20 protein-coding genes, 1 tRNA gene, 1 rRNA gene and 2 pseudogenes are annotated in these 21891 nt (G+C 44.8%); 13 read left to right on the plus strand and 11 right to left on the minus strand.

Annotation, left to right across the window (positions count from 1 at the left end; genetic code table 11):
- Positions 1-63: 63 nt before the first annotated feature.
- Genes ABR335_RS05745 through ABR335_RS05755 form a run of 3 tightly spaced genes read right to left on the minus strand, consistent with a single transcriptional unit; the run spans position 64 to position 2578 of the window.
- On the minus strand, positions 64-738 hold the full coding sequence (locus ABR335_RS05745) for a response regulator transcription factor (RefSeq protein ID WP_013860064.1): 675 nt from the start codon (positions 736-738) through the stop codon (positions 64-66).
- Positions 713-2110 carry a sensor histidine kinase gene (locus tag ABR335_RS05750; protein WP_014097616.1) on the minus strand — a complete coding sequence of 466 codons (1398 nt, stop codon included), beginning with the start codon at positions 2108-2110 and terminating at the stop codon, positions 713-715. The genes ABR335_RS05745 and ABR335_RS05750 overlap by 26 nt, the downstream gene beginning before the upstream one ends.
- 30 nt (positions 2111-2140) lie before the next feature.
- On the minus strand, positions 2141-2578 hold the full coding sequence (locus tag ABR335_RS05755) for a hypothetical protein (RefSeq protein WP_350346658.1): 438 nt from the start codon (positions 2576-2578) through the stop codon (positions 2141-2143).
- A gap of 216 nt (positions 2579-2794) precedes the next feature.
- Between ABR335_RS05755 and ABR335_RS05760 the strand changes: the two genes are divergently transcribed.
- Both ABR335_RS05760 and ABR335_RS05770 read left to right on the plus strand, forming a co-directional pair.
- Complete coding sequence (locus ABR335_RS05760) at positions 2795-3013, plus strand: DUF2933 domain-containing protein (protein ID WP_013860060.1); 219 nt, start codon at positions 2795-2797, stop codon at positions 3011-3013.
- Positions 3014-3332: 319 nt separating this feature from the next.
- Positions 3333-3656: a four-helix bundle copper-binding protein gene (locus ABR335_RS05770; protein ID WP_276210419.1), complete on the plus strand. Its 324-nt coding sequence runs from the start codon at positions 3333-3335 to the stop codon at positions 3654-3656.
- Between the two features lie 299 nt (positions 3657-3955).
- Here the strand turns inward: ABR335_RS05770 and ABR335_RS05775 are convergent.
- From ABR335_RS05775 to ABR335_RS05795, 5 genes are all read right to left on the minus strand, one after another.
- Positions 3956-4039 (minus strand) — tRNA-Leu (locus ABR335_RS05775).
- 151 nt (positions 4040-4190) lie between these two features.
- Positions 4191-5660: a sodium:solute symporter family protein gene (locus ABR335_RS05780; RefSeq protein ID WP_350346659.1), complete on the minus strand. Its 1470-nt coding sequence runs from the start codon at positions 5658-5660 to the stop codon at positions 4191-4193.
- Positions 5657-5851 carry a DUF3311 domain-containing protein gene (locus ABR335_RS05785; protein WP_013860056.1) on the minus strand — a complete coding sequence of 65 codons (195 nt, stop codon included), beginning with the start codon at positions 5849-5851 and terminating at the stop codon, positions 5657-5659. The genes ABR335_RS05780 and ABR335_RS05785 overlap by 4 nt, the downstream gene beginning before the upstream one ends.
- 59 nt (positions 5852-5910) lie before the next feature.
- Positions 5911-7098, minus strand: coding sequence for a M20 family metallopeptidase (locus ABR335_RS05790; RefSeq protein WP_019720163.1), 1188 nt, complete (start codon positions 7096-7098; stop codon positions 5911-5913).
- A gap of 218 nt (positions 7099-7316) precedes the next feature.
- Positions 7317-7733 (minus strand): carboxymuconolactone decarboxylase family protein, encoded by a 417-nt coding sequence (locus tag ABR335_RS05795; RefSeq protein WP_014097622.1) that lies wholly within the window; start codon positions 7731-7733, stop codon positions 7317-7319.
- Between the two features lie 106 nt (positions 7734-7839).
- Here ABR335_RS05795 and ABR335_RS05800 point away from each other — a divergent pair, with 106 nt between their 5' ends.
- From ABR335_RS05800 to ABR335_RS05825, 6 genes are all read left to right on the plus strand, one after another.
- Positions 7840-8250: an Lrp/AsnC family transcriptional regulator gene (locus tag ABR335_RS05800; RefSeq protein ID WP_061087297.1), complete on the plus strand. Its 411-nt coding sequence runs from the start codon at positions 7840-7842 to the stop codon at positions 8248-8250.
- 161 nt (positions 8251-8411) lie between these two features.
- Positions 8412-8756: a metal-sensitive transcriptional regulator gene (locus ABR335_RS05805; protein ID WP_013860052.1), complete on the plus strand. Its 345-nt coding sequence runs from the start codon at positions 8412-8414 to the stop codon at positions 8754-8756.
- 15 nt (positions 8757-8771) lie between these two features.
- Positions 8772-8978, plus strand: a complete 207-nt coding sequence (gene copZ, locus ABR335_RS05810; protein WP_013860051.1) for a copper chaperone CopZ — start codon at positions 8772-8774, stop codon at positions 8976-8978.
- 93 nt (positions 8979-9071) lie between these two features.
- Entirely contained in the window at positions 9072-11483 is a 2412-nt protein-coding gene (locus ABR335_RS05815) for a heavy metal translocating P-type ATPase (RefSeq protein ID WP_350346660.1), read from the plus strand.
- A 303-nt stretch (positions 11484-11786) separates the two neighbouring features.
- Positions 11787-12173 carry an MFS transporter gene (locus ABR335_RS05820; RefSeq protein WP_061565795.1) on the plus strand — a complete coding sequence of 129 codons (387 nt, stop codon included), beginning with the start codon at positions 11787-11789 and terminating at the stop codon, positions 12171-12173.
- Between the two features lie 566 nt (positions 12174-12739).
- On the plus strand, positions 12740-13807 hold the full coding sequence (locus tag ABR335_RS05825) for a DUF1646 family protein (RefSeq protein ID WP_350346661.1): 1068 nt from the start codon (positions 12740-12742) through the stop codon (positions 13805-13807).
- A 137-nt stretch (positions 13808-13944) separates the two neighbouring features.
- Here ABR335_RS05825 and ABR335_RS05830 read toward each other — a convergent pair whose 3' ends face one another.
- On the minus strand, positions 13945-14634 hold the full coding sequence (locus ABR335_RS05830) for an MgtC/SapB family protein (RefSeq protein WP_350346662.1): 690 nt from the start codon (positions 14632-14634) through the stop codon (positions 13945-13947).
- Between the two features lie 90 nt (positions 14635-14724).
- On the opposite strand from ABR335_RS05830, the gene ABR335_RS05835 reads away from it, so the two are divergent.
- Together ABR335_RS05835 and ABR335_RS05840 are read left to right on the plus strand one after the other, a co-directional pair.
- A complete protein-coding gene (locus ABR335_RS05835; RefSeq protein ID WP_014097631.1) occupies positions 14725-15630 on the plus strand; it encodes a DMT family transporter in 906 nt (301 codons plus the stop codon).
- 342 nt (positions 15631-15972) lie between these two features.
- Positions 15973-16152 (plus strand): hypothetical protein, encoded by a 180-nt coding sequence (locus ABR335_RS05840; protein ID WP_013860045.1) that lies wholly within the window; start codon positions 15973-15975, stop codon positions 16150-16152.
- Positions 16153-16475: 323 nt separating this feature from the next.
- On the opposite strand, the gene ABR335_RS05845 is transcribed toward ABR335_RS05840, so the two are convergent.
- Positions 16476-17639, minus strand: coding sequence for a glycosyltransferase (locus ABR335_RS05845; RefSeq protein ID WP_013860044.1), 1164 nt, complete (start codon positions 17637-17639; stop codon positions 16476-16478).
- A gap of 895 nt (positions 17640-18534) precedes the next feature.
- The gene (locus tag ABR335_RS05850) at positions 18535-18741 is read right to left on the minus strand and encodes a helix-turn-helix transcriptional regulator (protein WP_014097633.1); all 207 of its coding nucleotides are present in this window, start codon (positions 18739-18741) and stop codon (positions 18535-18537) included.
- Positions 18742-18872: 131 nt separating this feature from the next.
- Here ABR335_RS05850 and ABR335_RS16820 point away from each other — a divergent pair.
- The 3 genes and pseudogenes from ABR335_RS16820 to ABR335_RS05860 all read left to right on the plus strand — a co-directional run.
- Positions 18873-19471 (plus strand): annotated as a pseudogene (locus tag ABR335_RS16820) (IS1380 family transposase); the annotation flags it as partial.
- Positions 19471-19746 (plus strand): annotated as a pseudogene (locus tag ABR335_RS05855) (zinc ribbon domain-containing protein); the annotation flags it as partial. The pseudogenes ABR335_RS16820 and ABR335_RS05855, both read left to right, overlap by 1 nt.
- A 468-nt stretch (positions 19747-20214) precedes the next feature.
- A 16S ribosomal RNA gene (locus ABR335_RS05860) occupies positions 20215-21768 on the plus strand.
- Positions 21769-21891 lie beyond the last annotated feature (123 nt).

The raw sequence follows: 21891 nt of genomic DNA on the forward strand, positions 1-21891 counted from the left end.
AGGATTAAAAGGGGCTCTTCAGGCAGCCCCTTTTTTGCCGTGTTCAACGTTAAATTTCATTTTTCACCATACCCACTTATATCCAACGCCCCAAACCGTCTGCAAATGGCTGTCAACCGGGAATCCCGCATTTCTTAATTTATCCCGTACATTGCGGATATGAGAGTCAATGGTCCGGTCTTCTGTTTCCACTTCATATCCCCAGATAGAAGTTAATAATTGCTCGCGGGAGAAAACCTGATTCGGATGCTGCAGAAACAGCCCAAGCATCGCAAACTCTTTCGGTGTCACGCTGACAGGCTGATTCTGGTAGAATACTTGAAAAGATACCGGATCCCATTTTAATCCGTTTTTTTCAATGGTTTCATTCTGATTTTGGTTGGAACGCCGTAAGACTGCATCAATTCTGGCGAGAAGTTCTTTTTCGTCAAAAGGTTTGGATATATAATCATCAGCACCGATTTTCAGCCCTTTGACAACATCCGGTTTATCTGTACGCGCCGTTAGCATGATCACCGGCACCTGGCTCATTTTCCGGATCTGTCTGCAAACTTCCCAGCCGTCCGTTTCCGGCATCATGATATCCAGAAGAATAAGATCGTAAGTTTCCTCCTGAATATACCTGATTGCCTCCGGTCCCCGTGTTACCTTGTCGCAGGCATATCCTGCCGGTTCCAAATACAACGCAAGCAAATCCAGCATCCTTTCTTCATCATCTACGAGCAGCAGCTTCTTCAATGATATCTCCTCCTTGAAACCGGATTTCCATAGTGGTCCCAATACCTTCCCGGCTGTCAGCGTGAATATGCCAATTGTGAGCCTCTACAATTTCTTTTACAATCGCAAGGCCTAACCCCGTACCGCCGAAAGACCTTGATCTGGACTTATCAACCCGGTAAAATCTTTCAAAAATATAGGGAAGATCCTCTTCGGGTATCCCTTTTCCATGATCCTGCACAATGAGTTTCCATGCTCCATCTGCTTTTTTTACGGTAAGAAAGATATTCGTATGTGGCTCTGAATATTTATAAGCGTTATCCAGCAGGTTGATGACGACTTGTTCAAAACGGACCGGGTCTGCAATCAGCTGGATGGAAGGATGACACTTCACTGTCAGGATGATCCTTTTGTTTTGGAAAGCCGGGCTTAATTTATGTTCAATTTGCTTTAGCATTTGAAACAGCGGGAAGTTTTGCTTTTGGATTTGAAATGAATTCCGGTCCATTTTCGCCAAATCAAACAGATTTTGAATCATATCTGACAATTTCGCGGCTTCTTCATAAATAATATTTAAATAGGTTTCGTTATCCGCACAGTTGTTTTTCCGCGCAATATCTGCATAACCTTTGATGTAAGTTAATGGCGTGCGGAGTTCATGAGAAATGGAAGCCAAAAATTCGCTTCTTTCCTCGCGAAGATGGTTCCATTCGCGGGCCAACGTGCGGATCGATTCAGCAAGCTGTCCGAGTTCATCTTTACTGTAAACCGGGATTTCAACAGATAAGTCACCTTTCGCAATTTTCTTTGTCGCTACTTTCATATTAATCAGCGGCCTCGCCAGAATGCGGGATAAAAGGATGATCAAAATCAGCGTAATGCCGAATGCGAGAAGGCCGGCGATCCAGAAGTGGTGGTTCATTTGTGAGATCAGCTGCTGAACTTGTTTTGTATCCTTAAACATGTAGACATAGCCGTTTTTAAACGGGCTGACGGATGCAATGTACTTTTCATCTTCCCAATGCTTTTCTATGATTTTTCCCTTGTGTGTGATTTTGCCAACGGGCTTTGAAATGATGTTTCGCATTCCCCGGTCGAGCGGGCGTGAAGCAATGATGGATTTTTTATTGCCATTTAATACAATCACGATGAGATCGGATTTGGATTCCATTACAGCAACACGGTGGATGGAATCCGGGTCATTGTATTGTTCCAGCACATCCCGGTGGCTGTTGCTTCTCACTAAAAGCGAATTGAATTCATCTTTTACACGCTCTTTGACTATATTTTGGTGCAAAAAGTAAATCACGAATCCTTCCAAATCAATCATAATCACAAAGAAAATCAAGCCAATTTTAAAAGAAATATGATTTAAATGCTTCAGCTTCGTCACCCCCGCCCGTTTGGAATTCTCTGCAAAAAATTAACTTGCTTTTGAGGATGTGTTGACCCGGACATAGGTTTGCCCGTCTTTTCCCGGTATGACAGTCACTTTTTCCCCAATATTATAGCACCGGTAATATTTCATATTATGTGGCGTAATCACCTTCATCACGCTTCCATCCGCCAACTTGATTTTCGATTTACAGCGGCTCACGCCTTTGATGTCCGCAGTGCAGTCTGTATCCGTCAGTACTTTTCCGGTTGTTTTTGTGCCGAGCTTTCCGGATACTAAGTTGACAGCATAGAGATTATTTTTGCCGTTTTGCTGGACGTTGATTTTGGCTTCCACTTGTTTTTCGCTCAGCCCGGGGTCTTTGTTAGGGCTGGCATCTTTCCCCTGGCTGATTTTGCTTTGGCAGCTTGCAAGAATGAGTATGCAACTCAAAATGGCTGCCAATCCTGCCAATCTTTTGCTCATGCTTTTCATCTCCTGTAACTTTATAATTTGCCGTCTGCAAAAAATGATCAAAGATAGTATAAATCATAAATTTGAAGAAAGTATGCATATTCGTGTGCTTTTATAAAAGATATAAGGGGTTGTGAACAAAGCGTGAAGAGGGGGCGTTCCTCGAAAATCTCCACATTTTCTGCACAAGAAAATTTTACGATTGATGCAAAGAAGGGGGAAGTACAAATGGAATGGTTAAATGCTTTGCTGTTTCTTGCATGCCCGCTCATGATGATCTTCATGATGTTAGGGGGACATGGCCATGGAGGCGGGCACGGAAAAAAAGCCCATCTGGAACATAGCCATGGGATGCATAAGAGGATTCAGAAGTTGGAAGAGGAAAATCAAAGATTGAAAAAAAGGCTGGATGCATTTGATAAATATGATCAGAAGAAAACATCATGAAGATAAAGTGGCAGGAGAAAAATGATCCTGCCTTTTTAGTTAAGCGAGGAATGCAGGAAATACAGCCATGACCATTGCCAAAAATGCGCCGAAGCATGCCTGCGCTGTGTGGAAGCTTGCCGGAAAATGGCCTGACACAAAGCCGGTTCCCTTATCAAAAGGGACCGGCTTAGCTGAAAATCCGGATGTGTTTGCGTTTAAGCAAACGGCAGAAGATGAAAATTGGATCCTAAAATAAGAAAATGTGCAGAAATGATGCAGTTTGAATGTTTAACAGAACGGGCAAAAATAAGGGAAGACAATTTGGAGGTGGAAATAAATGGACAAGTCCTATGAAGAATGCATCAAAGCCTGCCAGGAGTGTATGGAAGCCTGTAATCAGTGTTACAGTGTCTGTTTAAAGGAAGACAATGTGAAAATGATGGCTGGCTGTATCCGCATGGACAGAGAATGCGCAAATATTTGTGCTTTGGCATTGCAAGCGATGCAAAGCAACAGCCCGTTTGTGAAGCAAATTTGCAATTTGTGTGCGGAAATTTGCGAAGCATGTGGGGAGGAATGCAGGAAATACAGCCATGACCATTGCCAAAAATGCGCCGAAGCATGCTTGCGCTGTGCGGAAGCTTGCCGGAAAATGGCCTGACACAAAGCCGGTTCCCTTATCAAAAAGGAAACCGGCTTTTAGCAAAATCAATAAAACGGGAATGATGTGTTTAAGCTTAAGCAAACGGAAGAAAATAAAAATTGGATCGCCGGTTTAAATAAAGGTGAAAACCAATTTTTCTCATGGCGCTCTCATATCATGAAATGGATGGCCGGCAGAAAATAATTCGATGTATTTGTTTTATATTTCTTGGTCTCCAGAACATGCGGCAGGAAATTTAATATCAAAATAAAAAAGCAAGGATCCCAGCCATAAACTGAAATCCTTGCTTTTTGTGATGCGGATGAAGGGACTTGAACCCATACGGTGTTTCCACCACTAGAACCTGAATCTAGCGCGTCTGCCGATTCCGCCACATCCGCATTGTTTTGTTTTTGTTCGCCTCATCAGCGACAAATTTATTATATAATGCCCGGTTGAAAAAAGCAATACCTTTTTTAAAATTTTTTTGGATCCCTGGAAAGCTTGTTAAAAAAGGAGCCGTGCATGCACGGCTCCTTTTTGGGAAATAGTTTACGCAGCCATTTCAACGCTTTTTTGTCTGTCTCTTGTAAAAGCACTCACGGCAAAGGTTACAATCAGGTTCAAAACCATGGCGATGATCCCGGTATTTAAGTCTTTGACTGCTTGCGGCATAAACGGCAACAGCGTCGCAACCGTCTGATTCGTGATCGTCACATAGGAAACGACAAGTTCGCCCGCAACAATTCCGGCAAATGCTCCTGCTTTTGAAATCGGGTTATTTTTCATAAAGCTAAATACGATCGCCGGGAAAAATTGCGTAACCATGTTGTACCCCATCAACAGCAGGGCAACAATGGTTTGCCCGCCGTTAAATGTGAAGTAGAGGGCAATTAAAGATACGACCGGAACCAAGTATTTGGCAACATTGGCCACTTGTGTTTCATTTGCGTTCGGTTTAAATACTTTAAATAAGTTTTTCGAAATCATCGTTGATGCGCTCATCAACAGCAGCGACCCCGGTACCAGTGCACATAACAGACCGGCAGCGCCGATGACGCCGACAAACCAGTGCGGGAAGCTTTCAATAGAAAGAACGAGCAGCGCATTATCGGTTGCTGCTCCTTCAAGTGCCGGCTTTACAGTCAGAATCGCCGCAAAACCGGCAAAGAATACGAACAACAGGATCAACTGATACAGCGGAAAAATCACCGCATTGCGGCGGAACGTTTTTTCATTTTTCGCTGTAAAGGAGGCGGCAAAAGAATGCGGCCACGTGTAAAAACCGAGTGCCGTCAGCAAAACGGTCGAAATGAACCAATATACACTCATCCCTTGGTGCGGGAGCGCAAGAAAGCCGGGTTTTGCCTGGTCAATGGCATGAAACATATCTGAAAAGCCGCCAAAATAATGAACAGGGAGATAAATTCCGAGAAAAACGACGACGGCCAAAACCAACGCATCTTTCATGACGGACGTCCAGGCTGTTCCGTGCACGCCTGAAATCGTGGTGTAAATGGTTACCGCGATCACGCCGATCCAAATGGCGACGCCGGAAGAAATCGAGCCGTAAGAAGCAATGCTGACGATACTGCCGAGCCCTTTTAACTGCAAAACAAGGTACGGGATCATTGCAATAATGCCGATAATCGAAACAAGGACACCGAGAGCGGGGCTATTATATTTTTTCGCGAAAAAGTCGGATTGGGACAACAGCTTATGTTCTTTTGCATAACGCCAAATGGCCGGAAGCAGCCAATAGGAAAGAACATAGGCCAATGAACCGTACCAGAGTATATAAAGCGTCGGGCCCCCTTTGCCGTAAGCCCATCCGCTGCCGCCGAGAAAAGTGAAAGTCGTGTAAATTTCACCGGCGCTTAGCAAGAATACAAACAATGTTCCAAAACTTCTGCCGCCGGTTGCCCACTGTTCAAGGTTCATTTGCTTGCCCCGGCGCGCCCGGATGCCGAGATAGAGTGACACCAGCAAAAAGATGAGGATAACAAGAAGTGCGCTGTTCATTCGGCATCCCCCCTTTGGTTTTTCGGATCGGTTTTATAGATAATGAACATTACAACCGTCGATAAAACAACCCACAACACGGTCCAGAACATGATAAAAGGCATTCCGAGAATCATCGGATTGGTACGGTTTGCAAAAAACATGCCAATGATTAAAGCAAGAAATGGGAGTGATGCCAGGACGAATTTCATTTGAAAACCTCACTTTTTTTAGTGTAAAAGGCCAACCTGAAGAAAGCGGCTGATCCTTTTCAGGCAGTTAACGTCAGGCTGGCGGCGACGAACGCTTTCACCCCGTAAGGCAATACATCCTCATCCACAGTAAAGCGGGCGTGATGGTGGGGATAAACGATGCCTTTGTCCGCATTTCCGGCTCCAATAAAAAAGAATGTGCCGGGTGCCTTTTGCTGGAATCCGGAAAAATCTTCCCCGCCCATGGTTGGAACGCCGTCTTGAATGGCATCTTCACCAAACGTCTCAACCAGTACTTCACGCAGCTTTGCCGTGACTTCCGGATCGTTAATAACGGGACGATAACCTTTCACGTATTGAAAATCATAAGTCGCCCCGTGCGCTTCTGTTACGCCTTTCACGACGCGTTCCATCAGCCGGATCACTTCTTCCTGCAACGCCGGCTTAAACGTCCGGACGGTGCCGCTGATGAAAACCGAACCGGGAATGACGTTATGCGCAGTACCGGCTATAAACTGGGTCACGGAAAGAACAACGGGATCTAAGGGATCAATATTTCTTGAAACAATATGTTGAAGGTTTGTTACAACTTGTGCGCCAATTGCAATGCTGTCTATTGCTAAATGCGGCTGTGCCCCGTGTCCGCCTTTTCCGTTAATCGTGATGTAGAAAGCATCTGGTGCCGCCATCATCGGTCCTGACACCAACTCGATTTTTCCAGCTTCAAGCGGTGACCATAAATGAGCGCCAATCACCTGGTCCACGCCGTCCATGACACCGGCTTGGACCATTTCTTCGGCACCGCCTGGCAATTGTTCTTCGGCATGTTGAAACAGAAAACGGATTTCACCGGCGATTTGGTCTTTTAAGCCGGCCAGAATTTTCGCGGCCCCAAGCAGCATCGCGGTATGCCCGTCATGGCCGCAAGCATGCATCACACCATCATGCTTTGAGACGAAATCAAATGCATTTTCTTCTTGAATGGGGAGCGCGTCCATATCGGCGCGAATGGCTAAAACACGGCCGGGCTTTGCTCCTTTCAGCCGGGCTACCACACTCGTTTTTGTCGGGCGGGACAACACCAAACCCCCGAAAGATGCAAGCGTATCATATATAAATTGCGATGTTTCGACTTCCTGGAAAGAAAGCTCCGGGTTTTGGTGCAAATGCCTCCGCCAATGGATTACATCTTCCTTGACTTGTTCGACCAATGCATCGATTTTTTCGACTTCCAAAGATAATGCCATATCAAAATCCCTTTCTTATTCTATATTTCTATTTTCTTTATTGATTTAAAGAATTTAGAGTATTATAACATCAAATACTTTTATATTGCAATAACAATTTGGTTTCACTTCTAGCTTTCTTCCAAAAAAAGGGGACTTTCTGCAGAGGAGAGAAATAGGCATCAAACCATCTCCATTGGTTTCCATCAGTGGATAAACACCACTGATGGAAGTTTCACTTATCTTTGTTGCTCCCCCAGTTGCATGAGGGCGCCAAAATATTGTGATGCTGTTGTGAAGCAAATGAAAGCAATCAGCTCACTGATCTCCGCATCTGTTAAATACTCCTTTAAAACCGCTGTTACATTTGGAGATGTTTGCCCTTTGCCCGCAAGAAAAGCTTCAGCAAATCCGGTACATACCGCTGTTTTTTCATCGTAATCAACGGGGTTCGGTTTGCCTTTTGCCTTACAATACAGGCAGCCATTTTTTTGTGCAAGTGTACGCCGGACTTCTTCTTTTAACTTCGCTGATAACCGGCCATCCTTTTCAAATTCATCACTGAGTTTGTTCCAGTATTTCAGAATGGACGCATTATATCCCAGCAATTGTTGAAATGGCGTATTTCCTCTTTCATGTAATGGTATCAGTGTCATGCTCATCCCTCCCAAAAATAGTGTAAAATAAAGCGTGCGGCTTTTACATACCGATTAAAAGGCATTTGATTGATTTGAATTTCAAATTGGAAAGGAATTTGAAGAAATGGATTTCATTGATGAACAAATTATACATGAATTGAAAGAAGATAGCCGGTTATCAATGAGCGAGCTAAGCAGGCGTATTCATCTATCAGCCCCGGCTGTGAGAGAGCGGGTACGACAATTAGAAGAACAGGATATCATTAAACGCTATACCATTGAACTGAACCAAAAAAAACTGGGATACCCGATAGAAGCCATCATTGAAGCGACAATTAAAAATAATCGTTATGACGATTTTAAAAAGCAAATATGCCAGTATTCGAATGTTGATTTTTGTTATCGTATTGCTGGTGAAGCATGCTTTATGTTAAAAGCCCGCTTCCACTCATTTGAAGACGCAGAGCAATTCATTGATGAATTGCAGTTATTTGCACATTCTAAAACGAGCTTTGTTTTTTCCAAAGTGGTTTAAAACAAGTGCGCCTATTTCAACAGGTATCAAAATTCCAGGGCCTTTTGCCAAATGAATGGACGTACGCTCCAGGCATGCTGAAATAATGTTCAAAATGGAGCATCTATGTTGACATAGTATACAGGGGGATGGTATATTGAAATTGCGAAGGAGGCAAGGAGATGGAGGAATTGGATATCATGATGGATGCCCGGGATGAAGCTCCCGTTTGCCCCGCCCACAGTGAACGGAAAAGCCACCATTCGGAAAAAGTGAAAAAGAACCTGGTCAGCAGGTTGAACCGTATTGAAGGGCAGGTAAGAGGGGTCAAAGGCCTCATCGAAAAAGATACCTATTGCGACGATGTCATTACCCAAATCGCTGCCATCCAATCTGCCTTAAACGGCGTGTCGAAGATCCTGCTTGAGGGCCATTTGAAAAATTGTGTCCTGGAACGGATTCAAGAAGGGGATCTCGATGTGCTGGATGAATTTTTAGTGACCATACAAAAAACAATGAGAAAATAAAGGAGCGAGTTGATCATGGAAAAAGTAACCTTAAATGTACAAGGCATGTCTTGCGAACATTGTGTCAAAGCGGTTAAAGGAAGCGTCGGCGAATTGTCAGGCGTGAAAAATGTAGACGTTCATTTGGCAGAAGGAAAAGTGGATGTTGAATTTGATCCGAATGAAGTGACGCTTGATAAAGTAAAAGAAGCCATTGAAGACCAAGGCTATGAAGTAGCGTAAATCCGGGCAAAACGGGCTGTGCTTTCGGGCACGCTCTCTTTTTTCAAAAAAATATACCTATAGAGGGTATAAAAGGCGTCAGGAGGAATGGATATGGCCGCATCACTACAGGAAAAAAAGGCCGAAAGCGTCACGCTTGGCATTACCGGCATGACGTGTGCAGCATGCGCCAACCGGATTGAAAAGAATTTATCGAAAGTGGAAGGCGTCAAAAAGGTAAATGTCAACCTGGCGACAGAGAAAGCCGCCGTTCAATACGATCCGAAACAGGCGACCGTCGAAAATTTGATCGAAAAAGTGGAGAAAACGGGTTATGGTGTATTAGAAGAAAAAGCGCAGCTCAATATTATGGGCATGACATGTGCGGCATGCGCCAACCGCGTGGAGCGGGCGCTGAAAAAAACCCCCGGTGTTGTTCGCGCCGCCGTCAACCTGGCAACGGAAACGGCAAGTGTTACATACCTGCCGGGGCAGGCAAGCGCTGAACAAATGATTGCCGCTGTAAAAAAGGCCGGCTATGACGCAAAAGTAAAAGGCGAACTCGATCCGGACTATGAAAAGAAGATGCGTGAGAAAGCACATAAAAAGCAAAAAATAAAATTTGCAGTTGGTGCTGTCATCTCCGTCTTTTTCCTGTTGCAAATGATTTCGGATATCGCTATGCATTACGGCGGCGGTTTTTCATTCCATATGAATCCATGGCTGCAGCTTTTGCTTGCTACAATCGTGCAAATTTTTGTCGGCGGCCATTACTACCGAGATGCTTACCATGCAATCCGGGGCGGGAGTGCCAATATGGCCGTTTTGGTTGTGCTTGGGACATCCACGGCCTATTTATACAGCCTTGTCCTCACCATCCTCGGTTCCGGGCGCATGCTTTACTTTGAGGCATCCGCCATTGTGATGACGCTGATCGTTCTTGGCAAACTGATGGAAACGAGGGCAAAAGGCCAAACATCAGAAGCGATGAAAAAACTGATGGGCCTGCAGGCAAAAACGGCTCGAGTCAACCGGGGCGGAAAAGAAATTGAAGTACCGGTTGAAGAAGTCGTCCCCGGCGATATACTTCTTGTCCGCGCCGGGGAAAAAATTCCGGTTGACGGCGTCATCACAGAAGGGGCTTCTTCTGTCGATGAGTCCATGCTGACCGGCGAAAGCATGCCCGTTTCAAAAAAAGCGGGCGATGCCGTCATCGGTGCGACATTGAATAAAACCGGTTCGTTCCGTTTTAAAGCCACAAAAGTCGGGAAAGATACGGCGCTCAGCCAGATCATTAAACTCGTGGAAGAGGCGCAAGGTTCGAAAGCGCCGATCCAGCATCTGGCTGACCAGATTTCGGGTATTTTCGTACCGATTGTCATATTGATTGCACTGGTGACATTTGCGGTAACGTATTTTGCGGCCGGATTCACCCCTGCGATGGTCAGCATGGTTGCTGTGCTCGTCATCGCCTGCCCTTGCGCCCTCGGGCTTGCTACCCCGACAGCAGTCATGGTGGGAACCGGCCTCGGTGCTGAAAACGGCGTGCTGATCAAAAGCGCGGAGCATTTGCAAAGCGCCCATCGCATTACGACTGTTGTACTCGATAAAACCGGCACGATTACAAAAGGAGAGCCGGAAGTAACAGATCTCATTCCATACGGCGGTTTTTTAGAGGATGATTTGCTTGCCATTTCCGCCGCAGCCGAAAAAGGATCGGAACACCCGCTTGGTGCAGCCATTGTAAAAAAAGCAGCTGAAAAAGGCTTGCAACTGCCAAATGTTAAGGAATTCGAAGCAGTCCCGGGCCATGGTATCCGGGTTAAAATAGAGGAAAGAGAAGTTTTGATCGGGAATAAAAAAATGATGCAGGATGCGCATATCCGGATCGACGATGTGATCAACCAAATGGAAAAACTTGAGGAAGACGGCAAAACGGCCATGCTGGTTGCAATGGATGGCGCGCTTTCCGGACTGATTGCTGTTGCGGACACGGTGAAAGAAACATCGGCAAAAGCCATCCGCATGTTGAAAGAAATGGGCATTGAAACGGTCATGATGACAGGCGATAACCGCCGCACTGCCGAAGCGATTGCCCGGCAGGTCGGCGTAGACCATGTGCTTGCGGAAGTGCTACCGGAAGATAAATCCAAAGAAGTGGAAAAATTGAAGCGTGCCGGCAACATTACGGCAATGGTCGGCGACGGGATCAATGATGCCCCAGCTCTTGCTGCAGCCGATGTCGGGATTGCGATTGGAACCGGGACAGATGTTGCGATGGAGGCCGCTGATATTACTTTAATGCGCGGCGACCTAATGGGGATTGTCAACACAATCCGCTTGTCGAAAGCAACGATGCGGAAAATCCGCCAGAACCTGTTCTGGGCTTTTGCTTACAATGTGGTTCTGATCCCGGTTGCAGCATTCGGGTTGTTAAATCCGATTCTGGCCGGAGCAGCCATGGCCTTCAGTTCTGTGTCAGTTGTGGGCAATACCCTGTTCTTGCGCAAATGGCAGCCGGTATAAAACGACATATAGAAAATAAATAAGCCGTTATTTTGGTCGATCAAAATAACGGCTTTTTTGTTTCATTTTTTTGAATGGAGACACCTAATCCGTACTCTGTATGCAATAATATATCAGATCAGTTTGCTTTTAAAAATGATTTGAAATTTGCTGATAACAGAATGGACATGTCCAAATGGATTAACAATGTTTGTTTTAACCGCGGCACTCGTTGTGGAGAAGATTGCATACGGGCAAGCAATCATAGCGGGCATCGGCGGTTTCTCATATGATACTGGATATCCTGGGAGTGGTGAATGAAACTTGAATAGGATTCAAAGAATTAAAAACACCTATTATGCGTTCAATATTTTGTATAACATGGGGATTATGGTGTTTGGCGGGACGTTATATTTATATATGAAGTCCATTCATGATAGTTATGCTGATATTAATCTGTTTTTATCCATTTTTTGGATTGTTGGTTTTATTACGGAAATCCCGTCCAGCGTGATTGCGGATACTTTTGGAAGGAAAAAAACGCTGATTAGCAGTTGCGTGATCAGGAGTATTGGCCTGTTCCTGCTGTTTTTTGATTGGGGAAATATGGTTTTTCTTATTCTAAGTGCGATTTTTACCTTGCTTGGCGAATCTTTAAGATCGGGCACAGTGGATTCATGGATGATAGATAGCATTCGTGAGGAAGAATAGGATTATCCGTTTGAAAAAGTATTTTCTAATAACCAAGTATTCGGGACAACTTTCACCTTATTAGCGGGATATGTTGGTGCACAAGTTTTAGGGAATATCGATTTAAGCTATCCTGTTTTAGCGGGGGCTATTTTACTTTTATGCCCCATGGCCGTAGCCGTATTCTTTATGAAAGAACCGGCGCCGGTGGAACAAAAACAAGCAGGCACTTGAAAGCTGATTCAGCATCACCATGCATTTTCGCAGATGCCTGATTTTAAATATTGAGGCAAAGCTTGCTGGCAAATCGGATTCGTTCAGCAAACCCTAATGATTGGGAAATGAATCATTCGTATCATCAATCCGTTAAGATAAAAGAAGATCAAATTTTTTTGCAATTGATGGAATGTACACCATTGCGCCAATGCGGGATAGATGTTATCATAGATAGAGCATTACCGTGAAACGCGAATGGTTTTGACAATGGAATAGATTGTCTTAAAGGAGGAGACTGTCACCAAGGGATACGTATGTCCCGCGGTGGCAGGCTTTTTTGCTTTCCGAGAGAAAAGAAAGGGAGTGGTTTGATGGTAATGGGATTGTCGGTTATTTTGTTATTGGTGCTGTGCCTGCCGTTTACAAAAATAGTGGAAAGGAATCTGGAAGTTTTTTTGTTTGTAATGGGCGTGGCAGCTTGTATTGTCAGCCGGTCATTTTCCTGGCATCTTGTGCAGGAAGCGCTACTGCACCCGCTCAACATTACGATTGCTGTGCTTGCGATGGGGCTTTTGTTCCGCTGGTTTGAGAAACCGATCGAAAAAGGAATCAGTTGGATCAGCCATGCGATGCCGTTTCGTTTGTTTATTGCGCTCTTTGTCATCATACTCGGTTTGCTGTCGAGCGTCATCACCGCCATTGTTGCCGCCATCGTTCTTGTCGCGGTCATTCGTTTTTTGCGGCTTGACCGGAAGACGGAAGTCCGTTTGGTTGTCCTCGCCTGTTTCGCCATTGGCCTTGGAGCTGTGCTCACGCCGATCGGGGAGCCGCTTTCCACCATTGTCGTGAGCAAACTGGATGCGGACTTTTTTTACTTGCTGAGACTTACCGGTACTTCAGTGATTCCGGCTGTCATTCTTTTCGGCGTACTGGCTGCTTTGATCGTCAAACCGGGGCAGTATGCAAGCGCCATGGAAACCGCGGCAGGAAAAGAACCGGGCATAGCCGCGAAGGAAGATGAAGGGCTAAAAACTGAACCGGCTTCAGAATCATACAAGGAAATTGTCATCCGCAGTTCCAAGATTTACTTGTTTGTCATGGCGCTCACTTTGCTCGGGGCAGGATTTGAACCGTTTATTGAAGCCTATTTGCTGGATCTCAGCCCGCTTGTCCTGTATTGGATCAATATGGTTTCTGCTGTTTTGGATAACGCCACCCTTGCCGCAGCTGAAATCAGCCCGGCGATGGGTGATAAGGCGATTCAAGATATTTTGATGGGCCTGCTGATTAGCGGCGGAATGCTCGTGCCGGGGAATATTCCGAATATCATTGCCGCGGGAAAATTAAAAATCTCAAGCATTGAATATGCGCGCTTTGCATTCCCGCTCGGCCTGGCAGCAATGGTCGTTTATTTTGCGATCATCCTTTTCCTGGTTTAAAATAAGCGCTTCGTAACGAAGTCCTTACTTGCCGGCGGGTGCGAGCAAAGATGGAGAAAATGCGGCTGCTGCTGAATATCCGAAACCTGAGCCTGATCGGAAGAAGCAAGCGGTTTTCGCTCAGTAAAAAGCTTTATTCAGCTCTCTACCTCTGCAGCCGCAACTTCATCCATGCCGGAAATATGGCGGTATACATCCACAGTCGTATGTTTGTAGCTCGCCCGCGCCTTTAAATCGACTAAATGGGTTTGATCTTTTAAATCTTTGATCCGGATATTTTCAATAGTAATATGCTGCTTCTCAATCGCATCGAGGACGGAGGGTATGGCATCCCTGTTGCAGACGATCACTTTTATAATCAGGTCTTTATTACGCAATTTTGATTGTGCTGCTTTGCCCATTAAATAAGGGATAATTTCAACGCTAATGATGATGAGCACAACGCCGGCAATCGCCTCCATATAAAAACCGGCCCCGACAGCAATCCCGATTCCGCTCGCTCCCCAAATCATGGCGGCGGTGGTCAGGCCTGTAATGGTGTCATTGTCTTTTTTTAAAATCACCCCTGCCCCGAGAAAACCAATTCCGGAAACGATTTGTGCGGCAAGCCGGAGCGGGTCCATTGTAATCTGCACACTATGGGCATGGTTGAAAAGATAGGCAGACTGAATGGAAACAATGGTGAGGATGCAACTGATAATTGAAATGACAAGGCTGGTTTTCAGTCCGAGCGGCTTCCGCTTTAATTCCCTTTCCAGCCCGATAATCAGCCCCAGCACGGCCGTAATCCCAAGCTTATATAAAATTTCCAAATTTCCAAAAACCATCCGGCTTCCCCCCTTATAAAAAACACTGTTCAATGTTGCCTTTGCGCTATAAAATAAAAGTAAATAATCAAAAAAAGGAGAATTCGCAATTTGAATCCTTATATTGCTTTAATTGCGGGCGTACTGGCTGTCACATCCTCCGCCATTTTGGTGAAGTACAGTACGGCGGATGCCGGTGTGATTGCTTTTTATCGGTTATTCTTTACCACCATCATCATGATGCCAATCTTTCTGGCTGCCAGAAAGAAAGCGAAAATGCGCATGCTAAAAAAAGATGTGTTCTTTTCCATCCTTTCCGGGGCATTGCTCGCTTTCCATTTTATTTTATGGTTTAAATCGCTGAATTTGACATCGGTTGCCAGCTCGACTGTCCTTGTAACATTGCAACCGGTTTTTACATTTGCCGGCAGCTATTTTATTTTTCGGGAATCGCTCTCTCTTAAGGCGATTGTTTGTGCTGCATTTTCCATTTTCGGGAGCATCCTGATCAGCTGGGGCGATTTTTTTATCAGCGGAAAAGCACTCTACGGCGATGTTTTGGCGCTCATCTCCTGCCTTTTTGTTACAGCTTATATGATGATTGGCCAGTACGTACGGCAAAGGTCGGATGTGGTTTCATACACATTTATCGTCTACCTCGCGTCAACAGTTGTACTGTTTTTCTATGTGCTTTTTGCCGGAGAAGCTTTTTACCCGTATTCCGCCCGCAACTGGATCTGTTTTCTCCTCCTGGCCGTTTTGCCAACACTTGCCGGGCACTCTGTTTTTAGCTGGGTTGTCAAATGGATCAGTGCATCGGTTGTTTCTGTCGCGATCTTATTCGAACCGGTAGGCGCAGCCATTTTGGCCTATTTGCTTTTTGGAGAAAAAATTTCCTGGTTCCAGGCAGTTGGCGGGATCATTATTTTGCTGAGCATTGCCTATTTTTTGGCCCAGGATCATGCCGAACACCGCCGCGCTGTCAGGCTGAACGAAAAAAGCGAACCGGCCCGTTAGCCTCGGAACGTTTAAGACTTCGCTGCACTTGTGAGCGTTGAATCGCTTTAATATGCACCCCATGATAAAAGGAAGAAAATAAACCACAAGAAAGTTTCGTATATAAAAATATTATACCGTGCCGGGTACTTGGCCTACAACCGATACACTTGCAGCAACTAACGGCTGTTTTGGGGATGACTTGTGCCCCCCTGGATTTGACCGGTAGACGATTAAGGCCAATGGATGGCTGGCAAATGCAAGGGGGGAAAGGGATCAGTCATAAAGAAAAAAAAAATCCGCGTGGCAGATGCCAAGCATAATCGGGGATTTCAACTTTCTTTGGAAAAGGGAGGATTGAGAATGAACAAGAAAAATCAAATTTTTTTAGCAATCCTTTTAATTTTGAGTGTGGCAGGTTTCATTGCCAACATGATCGTTGGCCCTGCTCCCCGCTGGATTAAGGCATACAATTTGTTAGTAGTCCTTGCCTGGGGTGTGTGGATTTTTCGCACAGGAAAAGAAAAAGGCCGTTATTGGTAAACCTGAATTCGTTACGATTAACAAACGTTGATCCTATATGGGTGGTCATGATGCTATCTTAAGAGCCTTTGCCAAAATGCTATATCTCCTGGCATCCGTGACTGGATGATCAGCGCAATTTTAAGAGGCCTCTCTTTTTTTCGCTACGGGGAAATCTGTAAATTCACCACAGCAATGTAAACGAATGCGAAATCAATTGAGGGTCAGGGGGGATTGCGGGGAAAAGGAGGTGGGATCGGGATCATCGTAAGAAGGATTCATCCTCCTCAATAGAAGTTTTCCCCATCAAAAAAGAGCCCCTGGAAAAAGATATAAAACTTTTGTCAAGAAACAATCCTGTTTTTGGATTGAATAGTGTTTATTACATTGATAAAATCTTTGATCGTTTCCTTCCAAGTAACGGTGTTTAAATGTGCCTGTGCGTTCTTAACCGTTTCCGCGATATGCCCTGGATGGCTGATCGCATTTTGGAAGGTTTGGAAAAGACTTTGCTCATCAAGATGACAAAATAAAGCACAATTCTCTGGCATGAAGCTTCGGCCCGTACCTTCATAGAAATCGATAACCGGCAAACCGCTGCTCATCATTTCATAGGGCACAAGAGAAAAATTGGTCATCGATGGTGCAATGCCAAAATCCGATTTGAGATACAGCTCGTGCAATTCTTTTTTCGTCAGCTGGCCAAGATTCTTACCGTTGATAAATTGCGCGGATTGATCGGTACCGAAATAGACAATATCCAGCTGATATCCGTGTTTTTGGCAAAGCTTAAGAAAATTATTGAGAACGATCTGAATAGTGATTGGTGCTCTTCGTGGACTGTCCCATTTTGTATAGACTGCAATTCTGAATTCCTTTTTTTTCTTATAATCCAGGAAGTTTCTCGGGTGGAAGGGATATTGTTCCATGTCAACCGGAAAACGGATCACATCAAGCGGACTTTGCACCCGGCATTCTTTTTCAATCATCTCGGCACACCAAGGTCCGAGCGAAACCATATGTAATCCTAATTCATAGGTCTTCTTCGCAAGATAATACCGATCGCCAAATGGGTAAAAATAAGGTTCATAATCCTGAACAAAATACATCTTGTATCCGGGTTTGTCTTTAAAAACATAAACCGATTCCCAGAGTGTCCCTATCCAAATATCTGACTGATGGGTCTTCAATGCGCTCACATCAAGACAGGTACCCTGATACCCGGCGTAATTAAACTCAGCGTTTATCTCCATCGCTTTCCGCGGTTGGGAAAAATAACTTAAATAGTAAACCTGGAAACCAAGTTTGCTGAGTTCCGTACCTAAATGCAGCATCGTCGTCTGTCCGCCGTCATAAGGAATAATCCCGGTTGTGACAAAGGTAATCGACTTCGGCCGGTGCGGCAACGCTTGTTTTACTTGTTTGAAATTAAAATACTGGATAATATCATCATATACATGGATGTCTCCCATCGAAACAGGTGGAAACGGTGTGGCAATAGGTTTCATGAACAATCACTCTCCTAGATGGATCCATAGTTTTTATCTATATATATCTCAACTTATATACCACTTTTTTCCGTACCATAAACCTATATTTCCGAGAGGTCGTGCGGTTTACTTTGAAATAAGTAAAAACACCGCATATTTTATAAGAAATCTGAAATAGGAAGAAACATTCAGTAAAAATAGGCATTATATTGGGAGGATTATTTGTTTTCCGGCTGCCAAGCATAGGAGGAGCAAATAACCCTTTTTAAAGTATCCGCCAAAATAAACGTCAAAACCTCTTGCAATAGCGGCATGGCTGCGGACGAAATATCTCCATAAATGCTTAGCTAGTAAAGGATTGCTTGGTCGACGATTACAGTTATTTCTGTTCTTTGTAGTGCAGCATGCGTGGGGACAGCAGGAACTGGATGTGCAGCCTGTATATACCTAGCAGCTGGAGCATCCGGTGGTACTATTGGTTGGTCCTGTAGGCAAGGCTCTTGGTATTAAAAAACATTAAAACTGAAACCGGCATCCGGTTTCAGTTTTTCTTAGCAACAATAGTCATGGTAAATGACAATGTAATAATGATGAAACTGATTAACAAAATAATTAAGTTGCTTATCTGTACTTTTAGTGTGAATTGGCTTAATATAAAAAATACTATCAAATAGAGAAGGATGAAAAAGTAAGTGTAGTTTATGGTTTTTCTTTTAATGAATTTTGCTCTCTCATCGTGTTTATTTATATGAGGATATACATACCACACATTAAATGAGAGAACAGAAAGCGACAACGTTAATAAAGCGTTAAAATTTAAGCCATATTTTGTTTTGAAAGACAAGATTAAGAGTCCTATCGTGACGATGAGAAAAAAGAAACTACATATAAGTAACATTTTTCGATTAGACATTTATAACTCCTCCTTTTCATTAAGTGTAAAAATATCCTCCACTTTCATATTAAAAATCTTAGCAATTTTTAATGCCAATGGCAGGGAAGGGTTATATTTACCTTTTTCAATGGAAATAATGGTTTGTCTCGACACGTTTAGTTCTTTGGCCAACTTTTCTTGAGAATACCCAAATTCAGACCGTATTTCAGGTAGGTTATTTTTCAAACGTAGGCATCTCCTTTCAAAAGGTAAAGCATACTTAACGTAAAGTCTCCTTTACTGTCAAATACATTATACATTTTTAAATAAAATATGCAACTGTTATTTTAAAGGGTGTGTGCACTGTATGGATCTGATTGAACCAGGAGCTCATTCTGGAGTTTGATTCAATGTGAAAACCGTCTATGGAGGCTAGGGGAAAGCAGAGATCGGTTAATCCCAACAATCCGGGGAGAAAAAGTTATTATCCTCTTCTTGTGTTTGAAGGGAAGTCACGTCTTTGTTTAATCTCAAGGGGTACTCGGTTTTGCAGAAGAGACCTATCAGTTGCTTTCTCCCTATTACCATTCGTTATGCTCTTTTTGACAAAGGGGTTGGGGAGATGATTTCTACAGTTAGTGGGAAAACTGTAGGATTGGTTATACCGTAAACGGAGGTGGACTTCAAAACCTAAAAACGATGATTCATCGTGAATCCGCTATGTTGACGACGAATTGACCGTGTTGGACGGAAAGGCTGTATATGATCAGGTGAATTTCTGGAAGAAGCCCCCAAGAAGGTTTTGGCCATTCGTAATGCCAAAGTATGAGAAAAATCAGCTTCAAGTTGTGATCCTCTCTGGAAATTTGAAGCAATTGTCACAAGGATGGACTGGGAACTTCTATACCAGAGGGCTTGCGTGGAAAACGACATCAAACCGTCAAAATATGGATTCTCGATGGATAAGATTTCAACGCAAGAACAAGCCGTAAAAACGAGAAAAGTTTGCACACATGGTCATTTTATCGTCTGTCTCAATTCAGTGAATATAAAGCAAAATGAGTTGGATTAAGGCTGAACATGTTAATCCTGTCTATATAAGTTAAACCTGCTCTCGAATTGTTCCGAGAGAAATAAGGCAAATGACCGTAAATATGATTGCAAATGCAACTCCGGAAACACAGAGATTTAGTTGGTGCAATGAATATTCGATATGCGCCTGTAGTTGGTGGTAATAGCCAATCAGCCTAAGATGCTATACGCGCTGTCATAGGAAGGGTAATGAGTTGAAGGGTGTCAAACAGAAATGGACTGCGAACGCTTAGCCATTTTAAGCATTCCACTCGTCACATCATAAAATGTAGGGATTGCGGCTTTAGTCATGGGAATCTCAAAAAATAGGCTGAATCTTATTATTTTTTGTCCGTCCGGTTTTCGCAATAAAGCCGCAATGTATGTTTGTCCTGTCTTATTTTGTAGAAGGAACTGGAGGTGGCCGGTTTCAAATTTACCAACGAATTTCAAAAAAACTATTGCACAAATGCTCACGACATGATATATTAATACTCGTCCGATAGCGAACAAGCAACATAACGTTGACAAGCTATCCGGCATTTGATATAATAGAAAAGTCGCAGTCATAAAGATGCGACACAGATTGTTCCTTGAAAACTGGACAAAACGAAACGTCAAATTCTTTTTGAGCTTTTATCAAACATCTTTACTGAGAGTTTGATCCTGGCTCAGGACGAACGCTGGCGGCGTGCCTAATACATGCAAGTCGTGCGGACCTTTTAAAAGCTTGCTTTTAAAAGGTTAGCGGCGGACGGGTGAGTAACACGTGGGCAACCTGCCTGTAAGATCGGGATAACGCCGGGAAACCGGGGCTAATACCGGATAGTTTTTTCCTCCGCATGGAGGAAAAAGGAAAGACGGCTTCGGCTGTCACTTACAGATGGGCCCGCGGCGCATTAGCTTGTTGGTGGGGTAACGGCTCACCAAGGCAACGATGCGTAGCCGACCTGAGAGGGTGATCGGCCACATTGGGACTGAGACACGGCCCAAACTCCTACGGGAGGCAGCAGTAGGGAATCTTCCGCAATGGACGAAAGTCTGACGGAGCAACGCCGCGTGAGTGAAGAAGGCCTTCGGGTCGTAAAACTCTGTTGCCGGGGAAGAACAAGTGCCGTTCGAACAGGGCGGCGCCTTGACGGTACCCGGCCAGAAAGCCACGGCTAACTACGTGCCAGCAGCCGCGGTAATACGTAGGTGGCAAGCGTTGTCCGGAATTATTGGGCGTAAAGCGCGCGCAGGCGGCTTCTTAAGTCTGATGTGAAATCTTGCGGCTCAACCGCAAGCGGTCATTGGAAACTGGGAGGCTTGAGTGCAGAAGAGGAGAGTGGAATTCCACGTGTAGCGGTGAAATGCGTAGAGATGTGGAGGAACACCAGTGGCGAAGGCGGCTCTCTGGTCTGTAACTGACGCTGAGGCGCGAAAGCGTGGGGAGCAAACAGGATTAGATACCCTGGTAGTCCACGCCGTAAACGATGAGTGCTAAGTGTTAGAGGGTTTCCGCCCTTTAGTGCTGCAGCTAACGCATTAAGCACTCCGCCTGGGGAGTACGGCCGCAAGGCTGAAACTCAAAGGAATTGACGGGGGCCCGCACAAGCGGTGGAGCATGTGGTTTAATTCGAAGCAACGCGAAGAACCTTACCAGGTCTTGACATCCTCTGACCTCCCTGGAGACAGGGCCTTCCCCTTCGGGGGACAGAGTGACAGGTGGTGCATGGTTGTCGTCAGCTCGTGTCGTGAGATGTTGGGTTAAGTCCCGCAACGAGCGCAACCCTTGACCTTAGTTGCCAGCATTCAGTTGGGCACTCTAAGGTGACTGCCGGTGACAAACCGGAGGAAGGTGGGGATGACGTCAAATCATCATGCCCCTTATGACCTGGGCTACACACGTGCTACAATGGATGGTACAAAGGGCTGCGAGACCGCGAGGTTAAGCCAATCCCAGAAAACCATTCCCAGTTCGGATTGCAGGCTGCAACCCGCCTGCATGAAGCCGGAATCGCTAGTAATCGCGGATCAGCATGCCGCGGTGAATACGTTCCCGGGCCTTGTACACACCGCCCGTCACACCACGAGAGTTTGTAACACCCGAAGTCGGTGAGGTAACCTTTACGGAGCCAGCCGCCGAAGGTGGGACAGATGATTGGGGTGAAGTCGTAACAAGGTAGCCGTATCGGAAGGTGCGGCTGGATCACCTCCTTTCTAAGGAATAAAAGGAAAACTTCGTTTTCCAAAATCAAGTTTGACGTTTCCGTTTTGTTCAGTTTTGAAGGTTCAATCCTTCAACATGTGTTCTTTGAAAACCGGATAGGAGAAACAAACCAA

This window comes from Heyndrickxia faecalis, assembly GCF_040267745.1.
In the GTDB taxonomy this organism is placed as follows: Bacteria; Bacillota; Bacilli; order Bacillales; family Bacillaceae_C; genus Weizmannia; species Weizmannia faecalis.

What these genes read in the sequence shown, in the direction of transcription:
- ABR335_RS05755 (WP_350346658.1), bottom strand. Translation starts at nt 2,578, where the DNA reads ATGAGCAAAAGATTGGCAGGATTGGCAGCCATTTTGAGTTGCATACTC.
- ABR335_RS05760 (WP_013860060.1), top strand. Translation starts at nt 2,795, where the DNA reads ATGGAATGGTTAAATGCTTTGCTGTTTCTTGCATGCCCGCTCATGATG.
- ABR335_RS05770 (WP_276210419.1), top strand. Translation starts at nt 3,333, where the DNA reads ATGGACAAGTCCTATGAAGAATGCATCAAAGCCTGCCAGGAGTGTATG.
- ABR335_RS05780 (WP_350346659.1), bottom strand. Translation starts at nt 5,660, where the DNA reads ATGAACAGCGCACTTCTTGTTATCCTCATCTTTTTGCTGGTGTCACTC.
- ABR335_RS05785 (WP_013860056.1), bottom strand. Translation starts at nt 5,851, where the DNA reads ATGAAATTCGTCCTGGCATCACTCCCATTTCTTGCTTTAATCATTGGC.
- ABR335_RS05790 (WP_019720163.1), bottom strand. Translation starts at nt 7,098, where the DNA reads ATGGCATTATCTTTGGAAGTCGAAAAAATCGATGCATTGGTCGAACAA.
- ABR335_RS05795 (WP_014097622.1), bottom strand. Translation starts at nt 7,733, where the DNA reads ATGACACTGATACCATTACATGAAAGAGGAAATACGCCATTTCAACAA.
- ABR335_RS05800 (WP_061087297.1), top strand. Translation starts at nt 7,840, where the DNA reads ATGGATTTCATTGATGAACAAATTATACATGAATTGAAAGAAGATAGC.
- ABR335_RS05805 (WP_013860052.1), top strand. Translation starts at nt 8,412, where the DNA reads ATGGAGGAATTGGATATCATGATGGATGCCCGGGATGAAGCTCCCGTT.
- copZ (WP_013860051.1), top strand. Translation starts at nt 8,772, where the DNA reads ATGGAAAAAGTAACCTTAAATGTACAAGGCATGTCTTGCGAACATTGT.
- ABR335_RS05815 (WP_350346660.1), top strand. Translation starts at nt 9,072, where the DNA reads ATGGCCGCATCACTACAGGAAAAAAAGGCCGAAAGCGTCACGCTTGGC.
- ABR335_RS05825 (WP_350346661.1), top strand. Translation starts at nt 12,740, where the DNA reads ATGGTAATGGGATTGTCGGTTATTTTGTTATTGGTGCTGTGCCTGCCG.
- ABR335_RS05830 (WP_350346662.1), bottom strand. Translation starts at nt 14,634, where the DNA reads ATGGTTTTTGGAAATTTGGAAATTTTATATAAGCTTGGGATTACGGCC.
- ABR335_RS05840 (WP_013860045.1), top strand. Translation starts at nt 15,973, where the DNA reads ATGAACAAGAAAAATCAAATTTTTTTAGCAATCCTTTTAATTTTGAGT.
- ABR335_RS05845 (WP_013860044.1), bottom strand. Translation starts at nt 17,639, where the DNA reads ATGAAACCTATTGCCACACCGTTTCCACCTGTTTCGATGGGAGACATC.